Source organism: Desulforhabdus amnigena (assembly GCF_027925305.1).
GTDB lineage: Bacteria > Desulfobacterota > Syntrophobacteria > Syntrophobacterales > Syntrophobacteraceae > Desulforhabdus > Desulforhabdus amnigena.
The window spans coordinates 4,164,116-4,176,144 of the sequence record NZ_BSDR01000001.1; the positions used below are offsets into that span (position 1 = coordinate 4,164,116).

Annotated in this window: 9 protein-coding genes and 1 tRNA gene; 2 read left to right on the top strand and 8 right to left on the bottom strand. The window is 52.3% G+C overall.

All coding sequences use genetic code 11. The features are described from left to right. Window positions 1-35: 35 nt before the first annotated feature. A complete protein-coding gene (locus QMG16_RS17860; protein WP_309298891.1) occupies window positions 36-254 on the bottom strand; it encodes a helix-turn-helix domain-containing protein in 219 nt (72 codons plus the stop codon). A gap of 228 nt (window positions 255-482) precedes the next feature. On the opposite strand from QMG16_RS17860, the gene QMG16_RS17865 reads away from it, so the two are divergent. Then, window positions 483-635: a toxin-antitoxin system HicB family antitoxin gene (locus tag QMG16_RS17865; protein WP_281796406.1), complete on the top strand. Its 153-nt coding sequence runs from the start codon at window positions 483-485 to the stop codon at window positions 633-635. Next, window positions 625-1,779 (top strand): tyrosine-type recombinase/integrase, encoded by a 1,155-nt coding sequence (locus QMG16_RS17870; protein WP_281796408.1) that lies wholly within the window; start codon window positions 625-627, stop codon window positions 1,777-1,779. The genes QMG16_RS17865 and QMG16_RS17870 overlap by 11 nt, the downstream gene beginning before the upstream one ends. 31 nt (window positions 1,780-1,810) lie before the next feature. Here QMG16_RS17870 and QMG16_RS17875 read toward each other — a convergent pair. From QMG16_RS17875 to QMG16_RS17905, 7 genes are all read right to left on the bottom strand, one after another. Continuing rightward, window positions 1,811-1,896, bottom strand: a tRNA-Leu gene (locus QMG16_RS17875). A gap of 59 nt (window positions 1,897-1,955) precedes the next feature. Continuing rightward, the gene (secG, locus tag QMG16_RS17880) at window positions 1,956-2,396 is read right to left on the bottom strand and encodes a preprotein translocase subunit SecG (protein ID WP_281796410.1); all 441 of its coding nucleotides are present in this window, start codon (window positions 2,394-2,396) and stop codon (window positions 1,956-1,958) included. 8 nt (window positions 2,397-2,404) lie between these two features. After that, window positions 2,405-3,259: a triose-phosphate isomerase gene (gene tpiA, locus QMG16_RS17885; RefSeq protein WP_281796411.1), complete on the bottom strand. Its 855-nt coding sequence runs from the start codon at window positions 3,257-3,259 to the stop codon at window positions 2,405-2,407. A 328-nt stretch (window positions 3,260-3,587) separates the two neighbouring features. Beyond that, window positions 3,588-4,781, bottom strand: a complete 1,194-nt coding sequence (locus QMG16_RS17890; RefSeq protein ID WP_281796413.1) for a phosphoglycerate kinase — start codon at window positions 4,779-4,781, stop codon at window positions 3,588-3,590. A gap of 72 nt (window positions 4,782-4,853) precedes the next feature. Continuing rightward, window positions 4,854-5,864 (bottom strand): type I glyceraldehyde-3-phosphate dehydrogenase, encoded by a 1,011-nt coding sequence (gap, locus tag QMG16_RS17895; RefSeq protein ID WP_281796414.1) that lies wholly within the window; start codon window positions 5,862-5,864, stop codon window positions 4,854-4,856. Window positions 5,865-6,086: 222 nt separating this feature from the next. Next, on the bottom strand, window positions 6,087-7,409 hold the full coding sequence (locus tag QMG16_RS17900) for a type I glyceraldehyde-3-phosphate dehydrogenase (protein WP_281796416.1): 1,323 nt from the start codon (window positions 7,407-7,409) through the stop codon (window positions 6,087-6,089). Between the two features lie 233 nt (window positions 7,410-7,642). Beyond that, entirely contained in the window at window positions 7,643-11,929 is a 4,287-nt protein-coding gene (locus QMG16_RS17905) for a PEP/pyruvate-binding domain-containing protein (RefSeq protein ID WP_281796417.1), read from the bottom strand. Window positions 11,930-12,029 lie beyond the last annotated feature (100 nt).

Here is a 12,029-nt window from a genome sequence, read left to right on the forward strand (position 1 = left end):
TTCTAGGGGCAAAATTCGAGGCCGTTTTTTCACCGTCAAGGTTCTTCTTCAATGAGATCCACAATGGAAACCTCAAGGGCTTTCGCAATGCTGTATATTGACCGAACGGAGCATGTGTTTATCCGTTCATCACAGGCCTTTGTGATGGTTTGAAGTGAGACACCGGACATTTTTTGAAGCTCGCGGACCGTGACCTTTTTTTCTTTCATGACGCTCTTGAGTTTGCTTTTCAAATGCTCCCCTTTCGAAATCAAATTTCTATTTTTTTAGAACATTTCCCTTGACGTGTCAATGTGACCAGGCTATGTTCTATAAAACTAGAACATATTAACAACCTGCTACCCACAAAGGAGAGAACGACATGACGAACCAAGAATTTAATGAAACAGCGGCTTCATAGGAAAGCGATCATAAGCCCTTCGGGAAACCGGGGGCTTTTTTTGGGCAAGCAAAGATAACGTTGATTATCAGGAGGGCACGCCATGAAAAAGAATTTCCTGCTTCGGGACATCCCGCCGGCACTCCATCAGGAATTGAAACTTGCGGCGGTGCGGCAACAAATCACCATGCGGGAGTTGATCTTGCGGCTTATGGCCGATCACGTTGAAAAGAGGGGGGCGGCACATGGGCGTTAAGGTGCGGGAGAAATCGGCAGGAAGCGGCGTTTGGTGGCTGTTCATCGACCACAACGGACAACGGAAGGCGAAGAAGGTCGGCACGGACAAAAAGCTTGCACTGGAAGCGGCGAAGAAGATCGAGGCCAAGTTGACGTTGGGGGATATGGGACTGAAAGACCCCGAGAAGAAAGCCCCCACGTTCAAAGAAGCCGCTGATCTTTGGTTGCATGGATACATTAAGCCCTTGAGACGGGAAACGACATTTGAGCGTTATTCCGACATGCTTAAGCGGCACGTATTGCCAACACTGGGGAGCACTCCCATAAACGAGATTGCGCGGAAGGATGTCAGGGAGCTTCTTCTTTCCGTTCGGGCAAAGGGGCTTTCAAAGGCGAGCGTGTGCCTTGTCCGTGACGTCATGAGCGGCGTTTTCAACCATGCCATTGACGATGAGATCATTGAAGTGAATCCGGTTCTCGGGGTGGTGAAACGACTCAACCTTTCCAGGGACAAGCAGGAGGAAGTTGAACCCCTCACAAAAGAGGAAGTCGGTCTTTTCCTTGAGACATGCAAGCAGAACCGGCCGGAATACTATCCGCTTTTCTTGACTGCTTTCCGAACGGGGATGAGACTCGGGGAGCTCTTGGGCCTCAAGTGGGGGGATGTCGATTGGAACGGGAAATTTATCCGTGTGAGCAGGAGTGCCAAGCGTGGCAAGATAACCCCCACGAAGACGGGAAAGAACCGGCGGGTGGATATGTCGGACCAGTTGATGAACGTCTTGAAAGGGCTTCAAACGCAACGGAAGCGGGAAGCGTTGAAGAAAGGGCACGGCGTCGCTGATGGATTCATCTTTCTATCCAGGGAGGATGAAATCCTTTCACAGAACACTGTCAGGAACGTTTTTAAAGGTATTCTTCGCAAGGCAGGACTCCGGGATATCCGGTTACACGAAACCCGGCACACGTTCGCTTCCCTGCTTCTGACTGACGGTCAAAGCCCGGTTTACGTGAAGGAACAGCTCGGTCATTCTTCCATTCAGATGACCGTGGACATTTACGGGCACCTGATCCCGAGCAGCAACCGGGATGCCGTAAACCGATTGGACGAAACGCAACCATCCGCAACCCAGCCGCAACCAGCCAAAATAGAAAAAGCGTAACCCGTTAAGATTACGCCTCATTTCATACGTATGGTGCCGAAGGCCGGACTCGAACCGGCACGAGTTTCCCCACCACCCCCTCAAGATGGCGTGTCTACCAAGTTCCACCACTTCGGCAAGCAGGATGGATTATACTCAAATCGCGTCTTTTGGCAAGCCCAAACTTAACTTTTTTTCTACTGCTTTTCCTGGGGCTGCGCTGATGGAGCCGTTTCTGTGGAGGGAGCAGCAGGCTGTTGAGCGGGGGGCTGCGAAGTTGCCTCGCTCTCCTGGGCCTTGGGGGCGGGCTCGGAAGATGCAGACGGAGCAGGAGCAACGGGTTTTGCTTCGGGAACCACTGGTCCCTGGCTCTGTTGTGCAGGAAGGCTATCCATGATGGATTTCTGTGGAGGCCCCGAGGAGAGTTTTGTCAGGCTGATGCAGGTCAGCATGAAGACAATGGCGGCTCCAGTCGTCAGCTTGCTCAGGAAAGTCGTTCCGCCGCTTCCACCGAAAAGTGTCTGTGAGGCTCCGCCGAAAGCGGCTCCCATGTCGGCACCTTTGCCGGTCTGAAGTAGGACGATCAATATAAGAGCGATACAGGCCAGGGTGTGAACAATAATGATTGCTGTGTACATCAGTTGACTCATTTCTCCACGAATTGATATTGGACGATGCGTTTGAAAGAACTCACTTCCAGGCTTGCACCGCCTACCAGCAGTCCATCTATATCCGGTTGCGCCATGAGCGCATCGACATTGTCCGGTTTAACCGATCCTCCATATAATATTCTGAGCCTGTTTGCAACCTCTTTGTCGAATAAGGCGGCAATATGCTGCCTGATGGCAAGATGCACTTCCTGGGCCTGCCCCGGGGTTGCCGTTTTTCCGGTACCGATGGCCCAGACGGGTTCATACGCGATGACAATCTTCCCGGATTCTTCCCTGCTCAGGCCTTGAACCGCTCTCTCCAGCTGTGTGCCTATGACTTCCAGGGTCCTGCCCGCTTCACGTTCTTCGAGAACCTCACCGACGCAGAGGATGGGTAGAAGCCCAAATTTGAACGCTGCAGCCAGTTTTTTCTGTATCATTTCATCGGTTTCGCCAAACAGGTGACGCCTCTCCGAATGTCCCAGAATGACACAGTCGCAGCCGAGGTCCTTGAGCATGGGGCCAGATATTTCTCCGGTATAAGCCCCTTTTTCTTCCCAATGGAAGTTTTGTGCAGCCAGCTTGTAACCCTCCATGGTCATTGCTTTGCGCGCCGCATCGAGCGCTGTATATGGCGGTGCGATCATGACCTCCCGATCCGTGCACGGACCGACTTCTTTTTGAAGAGTCTCGATAAAGGAGACCGTTTCTCCAATGGTTTTGTGCATTTTCCAGTTGGCTGCAATCAGTGATATTCTCTTGTCCATAGCCCCCTCTTCAGACATCGCTTTCAGGCCGTTCGCCTCTTGCCCACAGCCTAAAATGGGAAGGGAAAAAGGTTGTACCGCCATCGCCTCCCTCGAAGGGAAGGGTTTCGGCAGCTTCCAAGGCTGTTTAAAAGCGGTGTCGTGTCTTTGGTGGTTGAAGGTGCAACATTGCCGGGCGGATAGGCTGCAAATGCTGCACGTGGATATCTTTAAACGCCTATATGGAAAACCGCTCTTCTCGGATTGGGAAAGAGGGTTTCGGATAGCTTCTAAGGGAGTTGGCGGATTCCAATATCCCATTATTCACCATGGAGACACGGAGGGCACGGAGAATATTTTGGCACTCTTATGGAATTCTTCTGTGATCTCTGTGTCTCTGCGGTAAATGGGGACTTCAAGAGCGGCTCACCCCCTAAGAACGTTGGCTGCATTCCTCCAGGGCTGCGATCCCTGGAAGGGTCTTTCCTTCCAGAAGTTCCAGAAAGGCGCCTCCTCCCGTTGAAACGTAACTTACCTTGTCGGCCGCTCCGGCCTGCCGAACGGCTGCGGCCGAATCTCCACCTCCAATGACGGTGAGGGCGTCAAGACTACCCAGGAATTCGGCAACTGAAAAAGTTCCCTTATGGAAGGGGGGAGTTTCAAAAGCGCCCAGCGGCCCGTTCCAAACGATGGTTTTGCTGTTTTTGAGGACCGATTTAAAAATTTCGATGGTTTTGGGGCCTACATCCAAAATGAGATCACTGGAAGGAACGTTGTCGATGTCCACCTCTTTTATCGCCGTCCCACTTTCCAGCTTCGGAGCTACGACGGCGTCCACCGGGAGATAGACTTTTACTCCTTTCTGTTTTGCACGCTCCAGAAGGTTTGTTGCCGTTTCCATGTGATCGTCTTCCACAAGGGATTTTCCCACATTTTTCCCTTGTACCTTGAGGAAGGTATTGGCCATGGCGCCACCTATGATGAGATGATCGGCTTTGGAGAGGAGATTTTCCAGAACTCCGATCTTGGATGAAACCTTGGCTCCGCCAATGATCATGGTCAGCGGGCGTTGGGGCGCTTCCATGGCCTGATGGAAGTATTTGATTTCGTTCTCGAGTTGATATCCTGCAGCACAAAGGGGCACGTGGCGGGTGATGCCGTGAACCGATGCATGGGCGCGGTGCGAAACGGCGAATGCATCGTTGACGTAGACGTCGGCCAGAGCGGCCAACTGCCGGGAAAAGGCATCGTCGTTCTTCTCTTCTTCTGCGTGAAACCGAAGGTTTTCGAGCAAAAGGATTTCTCCCCCCTGCAGTTTGGAAACCAGAGCCTCAACAGCTGCCCCGATACAATCGGGGGCCATTTGAACCGGCTTTCCTAAAATTCTGGAAAGATATTCGCCTACCGGCTTCAAAGAAAAATCCTCAGCCACTTTTCCCTTGGGTCTTCCCAGGTGGGATGCCAGTATGAGCCTACCACCCGCGTCCACCACCTTCCTGATGCTCGGCAAAACAGCCTGAATGCGCAGGTCATCCGTCACCCGGCGCTGCTTGTCGAGAGGAACATTGAAATCCACCCGCATGAAAACGCGCTTTTCTGCAAGATCGAGCGTATCCAGGGTCTTCATGTATACCTGTCCTTTCCGTTTCTGTACGTGGAGCCTTCAAATGGAGAGTAGAGCTGTGAAGCCCGGTTCCAATCAGTCGATGCTCTTGCCCACCATCACCGCCAAGTCGGCCAGGCGGCTGGAATAGCCGTATTCATTGTCGTACCAGCTGAATACTTTGACCATGCGGCCACCGATGACATTGGTGAGTTTCGCATCCACGCTGGACGAAAAGGACGTGTGGTTGAAGTCCGACGAAACCAGTTCTTCCGTTACAAAGTTCAATATCCCTTTGAGAGGTCCGTTGGCTGCTTCCTCGAGGACCTTGTTCACTTCTTCGATGGTGACATCCCTTCCGACTCGCGCCACGAGATCCACCAGCGAAACGTTGGGTGTAGGGACGCGAATGGCAACCCCGTCCAGCTTGCCCTTCAATTCAGGAATGACCTCGGCGACAGCCCTTGCCGCACCCGTGGTGGTGGGAATCATGGAGAGTGCCGCCGCCCTGGAACGGCGCCTGTCTTTGTGAAGAGCGTCCAGGAGCCGCTGATCCATGGTGTAAGAGTGAATCGTGGTCATGAGGCCGTGTTCCACCACGAAGTGGTCGTGCAGGAGCGCCACGATGGGTGCCAGGCAGTTGGTCGTGCAGGACGCATTGGAGATGATGTGGTGTTTTCTGGGGTCATAAGTATCTTCGTTGACTCCGATCACAAAAGTGGCGTCCATGCCCTTACCCGGTGCTGAAAGGACAACTTTGCGGGCGCCCGCGTTGATGTGCTTCTGGCAATTGTCGCGGTCGGCGAAGCGGCCCGTGCTTTCCAGAACGACATCTACTTTGAGTTCGTGCCATGGCGACTCGGCCGGATCTGAAACTTTGAGGCATTTATATACCTTCCCGTCGACGACCAGTTCATTTTCGGTGGCGGAAACTTCACGTGGCCACACCCCGTGGACGGAATCGTATTTAAGAAGGTAGGCCAGTTCCGGGGGAGCGGCCATGTCGTTGAGAGCGACTACTTCCAGGGGCGCATTTCTGTCGAGCAGGGCTTTGAAAATGGTGCGTCCGATACGCCCGAAACCGTTGATTGCGACTCGAATAGACATATTCTATCCTTTCTTTGTATTCGTGAGTTGGCGCAGTTTCAGCGTGACAAATTTCAACCCGTTTTCGATACCGGTAATTCGGCACATCCCGCTTCTACTAAAAGCCTATCCGAAAACCTTCCTCGGCAGCGGACCCTCCCTTAATTCCCCCTCGAAGGGGGACTAAGGGGGGCCAAAGTCCACAGGAAGTTTCTGGGTAGATTCTAAGCACTCTCACCCGGATTACAACATTTTGGCAATGCTGACCGTCCGGTCCCCAAGCATATTGGTATAGCTGCCTAGTTCGTTGTCGTACCACCCATAGATCACGGCCTGCGTGACGGGGATTTCCAGGATGTTATTTTTTTGAGCCTTTTCGGTTCCCTGGGGGATCTGGGTGATGTCAAACGACTTGGATGCTCCACCTTCACCCAGGGATTTTACATAATCACACGCGCTCAAAACGCTCTCCATATTGATGCGCACAGCCGAAGTGCGGGTGTGGTTCTCATGACCTTCTATGACCGCGGCGGCCCTGGGGATTCCAATGATATCCGAAGAAACATTCTGTTCTTCCGAATAAACCAGATACCCCTCCGGGAAATGCTTGGCAGCCTGCTGGTAAATGCCGTTGATCTTTTCCCTGTTGATGGGATTTCTCAGACTCTCGTCCTGAATCATCATGACCAGGATAATGAGCGACCCCGTGGTGACGGGAACACGCACGGACTCCGCAATGAAACCAATGCGCTTCATCTCGGGGATGACCAGCCCGAGCGCCTTTGCGGCACCGGTGCTCGTGAGGATGATGTTGTTCATCACCGAACGGTTTTTTCTCAAGTCCGTCGCCTTGGTCTTAGGAGACCGGTCCAGTACCTGCTGAGAGCTGGTGGCTGCGTGCACCGTGGTCATGGATGCGGAGAGAATCCGGTCCGCCCCGAAGTAATCCAGCAGGGGTTTGACCATGTAAGAAAGACAGGTGGTCGTGCAGGATGCGTTGGAGATGAGCAAATGCCGGGTGGGATCGTAATCGGCGTCGTTGATTCCCATCACGGTCGTTACGGCATCTGCCGGCATTTCCTTGCTCTTGTCCTTGATCTTGAAGGGAGCCGACGCGATGACTTTTTTTGCACCCGCCGCAAGATGGCCTCGAAGAGAACCTTTGGGATCATCGGCGGGAACCGTGGGATCCAGAAATGCTCCCGTGGCGTCTACCACCAGATCCACCCGGTGTTCGCGCCAGCCGATATTGGATGGATTGCGTTCTTTGCGAAGGAAAGTGGTCTTCACTCCATTGATGCGCATGCTTCCTTCTGCATCATTGATCTCCTCGATGACCCTATTGGCCCGGCATCCGTAAAGGTAAGTATGGAGTGCGCCATAGGTGGAGTCCCTCTCGACAAAATGGGCGATGTCCTGAAGGCTGGTGCCGACGTCCCGGCCGATATTGACAACGAGTTCAGAGAAATACTGCCGTTCGACGTGGTGCCATATGGAAAGCTTGGCGATTCTTCCCAGACCGTTAATACCCAGTTTCATCGGCACCATTTTTTCCTGTTCGCTCATATTTCCTCCCTGTAAGATCGTTTCCATTCATGGACACAGGCTAAGATGCAATAATCAGATAAAGATCAATGGAGACCCGTTCAAAGAGTCTGGATTCTTGGGCAGATGCTCGCAAGAGTATTCATTGTTGCATGTGAATTCAAGGCCTTTCCCGCCTTTTGTCTTTCCGAAAAACGCAATAGGTTCAGCGGGGAACAAACAACCTTCACAATCCTCTCAAGGGGGGTAAAAACTCAGTTGAGCACATCTACCTGGATTGTCTCATGATAGCCCATATAAACGGCCCCGCTTCGACCGTCAATGGCGATGGAATCCCCCGTGTGAATAATATGTTCGGTTTGAGACGGGGAAGTGATGATGCATTTCTTCTCCTTTTCCCAAACCTTCATTTTACTCAGACCGACGACGCACGTCTTGCCCAGCCGGTGGGCGACAATGGCGGCATGAGAAGTGGCTCCTCCCTTGCCTGTCAGAATACCGTCGGATATAGAGATTTCACCGATGTCATCCGGTACGGTGTCCGCTCGAATGAGGATGATGGGTTGATTCAAATGTTCCTTTCGGAGACGAACAATGGAGTCCAGGTCGAAGGCCACGAGACCGGACAGAGCCCCACCGCTGACGCCTATCCCGCTTCCGATATGCATTTGCTGAAGTTCCGCGGAAGGCTTGAATACGGGGTAAAGGCGGCGTACCCGTGGAGCCATGTTTCTGGATTGAAGGATATACACACCTTCTTCTCCATCTCCCTGGAAGGTGAATTCAATTTCCTGGGGAGCCCAGCTCCGCCTGGAGACGAGTTCCCTCGCTATGTCGAAGAGGCGCTGATAGACGCGGGGAAAAAGCTTTTCCAGTGAATACTCTTCTCTCTCGCCTTCAGCCAGGCGCTGCTTTTCCGAAAGAGGAAGCGTCTTCACCAATCCTCCCACCACGTCTTCGCCCTGGTTGCCCAGAGTGAAGTCTCCGACGGGATCGATTTCATCTTCCGAAGTCTTTGGGTTGTGCGTAAACATCACTCCCGCCCCCGAGCGATTGTCCAGATTTCCGAAGACCATGGCCTGGATAGCCACGGCGGTTCCCCAATTTTCCGAAAGCATCATGATTTCTCTGTAGGTTTTGGCCTTCTCGGAATACCAGGATTCCATCACCTGGCCGATGGCGGTGAAAAGTTGTTCCTTGGGCGAGTCCGAAAAATCAATATGGTGCTCTTCCAGCTTTTTCCTGTAGGCGAGAGCCAGTTCGCGGATTTCTTCGGGCTTGAATTCTCTCTTTACGAGGCGGCCGTGAACCTTCTTGTAATATGCCATGATGGCATCGAATTCATCGCGCTGCATTCCGAAGGACATCCCCCATGACTGGATGAATCGCCGGTAATTGTCCCAGGCAAACCAGGATTGGCCCGTCTGCCGAATAAGCCCTTCGACCACCTGTTCGTTGATGCCGACGTTCAGAAAGGTGTTCATCATTCCCGGCATGGATACGGCAGCCCCACTGCGCACCGACAGGAGAAGGGCATTTCCAGGGCAGCCGAATCCCCGGCCCGTCTCTTCTTCGAGCTTGGTGATATGATTCATCACCCGTTCCTCGAAGTCCTCCCTGGCCTGGGCGAAATCGGTGATAACGCTGCGGCAGCGAAAGTATTCCGTTGTGATGACAAATGCCGGCGGCACCTTGATGCCGATGGAGTAAAGTTTGGCCAGGTTGTATCCTTTGTTCCCCATGTGTATGAGATCATAGGTCTTGGGGTTGGGCTTGTAGACGAGGGAAATGGTCTTTTCCGGATCATAGCTGAGGAGAAGATCGAGTTTATCGGTACTGAGTACTTCCCGCTGGGTGGCCAGGGTCGTCAGGATGCTCCCGATGAAGTGGTCGAAGTATTGCAATCCGAAGGTGCGTGCGATGAGATCTCGCAGGAAACTCTCCGATACCCTCTGGTTGCGCTCCGCTTGCGATTCCGCATGGCCTTCCCGCTGGTAGCGGGGCAGGAGGTTTTCCGGCCCCAACTGCTTGATGACGAGATCCAGGTTCGCTTCATGGACCGAGTGGTAGTTGGTCTGGATGATCTGCTTGATGGCTTCCGAAAAACCTCGAAAAATATCCATGAATTGAGAGTGGGAAAACCGGCGGACTTCCAGGGATTTGAGGAATAATTCCGTCTGCAGTTCCAGGCGGTTGGAGGTGATGCCGTCGATTGCCAGGGCCTTGATGAAAAGAGGCAGGAACTTGGCAATGCGGAAAAATGTGGCTCTCGTGATGAAGCTCAGATTGAAGGAAAAGATGATTTCCTCAAAAAGCACATTGGCCAGGTTTTCCAGGCGGAAAGTCAGTCCGAGGGCGTCAAACTTGTGTTCGTTGTAGGTGCCGTACATGGAGGGAATATCTACCGCAATGTGTCGTTTGTAATAGATGTTTTCCTGAATGTGAAGTTCGCTGGGGGTATGAATGACCTCCTTGAGCTCCATCAGGTAGTCCAATATGGCTTCAAGTTTCATGCCCGGATCGGGGTATTCCAGAGCTTCCAAAAGATGGGTTGGATCCGGCAATCCCAGGTTGGCAGCCCTCTGGAGATGGATGTGAATGTCCTTGAAACTCAGAGCATATTTTTCATGCAGCAACTGATAAAGCTGGATGATTAAAAAGGCCCGTTTACGCTCCCTGTCGGAAAGATCCGGGACCTGTTGAATGAGCGACAGCGCATCTTCTTCGGACAAATCCAGAAGATCCTTGACGTGATGAATGGTCTTGGATTCGAAAATGAGAGTGAAAATACGGTGGACTTCATCGACCAAAGGCCCTGACGTGACGATTTCCGAATAGATTTCTGCCGGGACAAGTTCCTTGAGTTTACTCTTGTCCAGGGTTCTCCAGAAATTGATGATGGCTTCGATGAAGGAAACCACCACATTGTTGCTTTCCACATGGCTCTGCTTGCGGAGGAAGTGAATGAGCCGGTCACTTCTTCCCGTCAATTCATCCACATCCGTGGATACGGCCCTGAGCTGACCTTCTGCTCCGATCTGGTTGAAATAGACAGGGAAAAGCTTGGCCAGCTGTTTGATGAGATTGTAGGCCGTGCGAATGGGGGCGTGGAGCAGCTGGCTCACATCTTTTTGAAACAGGTCTGTGTCCCGGATATAAATCCCTCCCAGGGAGAGATTTACGATGAGGGCGGAGAGGAGCATCTTCGTCCTGGCTGGGTTCTTCTTAATGATTTCCAGCCAGATGCGGATGTTGGGAAGATGCGCCGGATTGACGTCTCTTTGCCAATGCTCGCTGATTCCCCCCAATTTGGGTGTCTGGAAACCCATACAAATGATCCGCTTCAGAAAAGGGTCGATCAAAGAGGGAATCCCCGTATGGATCACTTCAACCCCAATGGTGCGCACTATCTGAAGAGCCGCTTCGGGATAATTTTTCATGCAGACTTCCAGAACATCGAAAATGCGGTTCAGAAAGTTTTGCAGGCCTTCCGCAGGCTCCTGCCGGATGATTCTGGCGATATCGAAGTTGATTTCCCTGAGTGTTTCTTCATGGATACCTTCCAGTCCCCTGGTTTCCATTATCTTGAGGCGCATGAGCATGCTGAGGTGCGTTCCGTCGTCTGCGGTTTCATAGCGCTTCAGTTCTTCAGGAAGTTTGAAATAGTGGCGCACAATTTCATGAAAATCCGGCAGTTCCGTGAGCTTCGCCACCGCTTCCCGATGATCTTTTTCCCGTTCGATCTCCGTTTTGAGCATCTGCAGCCGTACCTGGAACTGATGATGACTGACGAAGGAGCAGAGGTTAACCCAGGGGGCCGCAGCACAGGAGGATTGTCCCTGCTGGTTGAGCCATTCACAGGGGTCTTCCCTAAGGAGCCAGAAGTGATAGGTTTCTTCCGTTAAACGTTGCATCAGGGCACGAAGTTCCAAAAATGACGCGGTTTCCGTCCATATCTTGAGCAGTCGTTTTGCGAGTTTTTTGGGTTGATAGTAGCTCCGCATGAGATGTTCGAAAGGGCGTTCGTCCAGTTGGGAGAGCTCCCTGAGGAAGAATCTCGGGATTCCCTGATGGCAGGCGGTGATATCGGGTACCGCCTGATCCATGATTTCGAGGGATACTCCAGCCGGGACCGGCCGTGAAATCTCTTCGGACATCTCTTCTGAAATCTTGAGCCAAAAAGCCAGAAGATGATCTGCAGCGAGATTGCGGATTTCCGAACGTTCGGATTGTCTGAGGGCTCCCAGGAGAATATGAGACAAAAGGTAGACCACCATGCCATTGAGGGGATGGTTGCGGTAGAGGCGCAGGTTGGAAGTGGCGTATCGCCAGGTCTCTTGAATAACAAACTGCCAGTTGCGATAGAGGTGGTGATACTCCAAGAGGAGTTCTCTCGCCTGCTGCTCCTTTCCAGCATAACCTTTGACTGCCTCGACGAGGATCTCGAAATGAGGAGGTACCTCAACCTTGACATTGGTCAAGTCCAGGTTCTTAGTCAGGGCGTCGGATTGGATTCTATCTAATTCCAGTAAGTTGTTCATTTTACTTATCCTCTTGAAAGAGCGCTCTTTCGGGATGAAATGAAGATGGTGAGAAGTCACTTTGCTTCGGATGGGCGACCGCAGGCCATGGGTCAGAAAA

Coding starts and splice junctions, on each gene's coding strand:
- QMG16_RS17865 (WP_281796406.1), top strand. CDS start 483: ATGAAAAAGAATTTCCTGCTTCGGGACATCCCGCCGGCACTCCATCAG.
- QMG16_RS17870 (WP_281796408.1), top strand. CDS start 625: ATGGGCGTTAAGGTGCGGGAGAAATCGGCAGGAAGCGGCGTTTGGTGG.
- secG (WP_281796410.1), bottom strand. CDS start 2,396: ATGTACACAGCAATCATTATTGTTCACACCCTGGCCTGTATCGCTCTT.
- tpiA (WP_281796411.1), bottom strand. CDS start 3,259: ATGGCGGTACAACCTTTTTCCCTTCCCATTTTAGGCTGTGGGCAAGAG.
- QMG16_RS17890 (WP_281796413.1), bottom strand. CDS start 4,781: ATGAAGACCCTGGATACGCTCGATCTTGCAGAAAAGCGCGTTTTCATG.
- gap (WP_281796414.1), bottom strand. CDS start 5,864: ATGTCTATTCGAGTCGCAATCAACGGTTTCGGGCGTATCGGACGCACC.
- QMG16_RS17900 (WP_281796416.1), bottom strand. CDS start 7,409: ATGAGCGAACAGGAAAAAATGGTGCCGATGAAACTGGGTATTAACGGT.
- QMG16_RS17905 (WP_281796417.1), bottom strand. CDS start 11,929: ATGAACAACTTACTGGAATTAGATAGAATCCAATCCGACGCCCTGACT.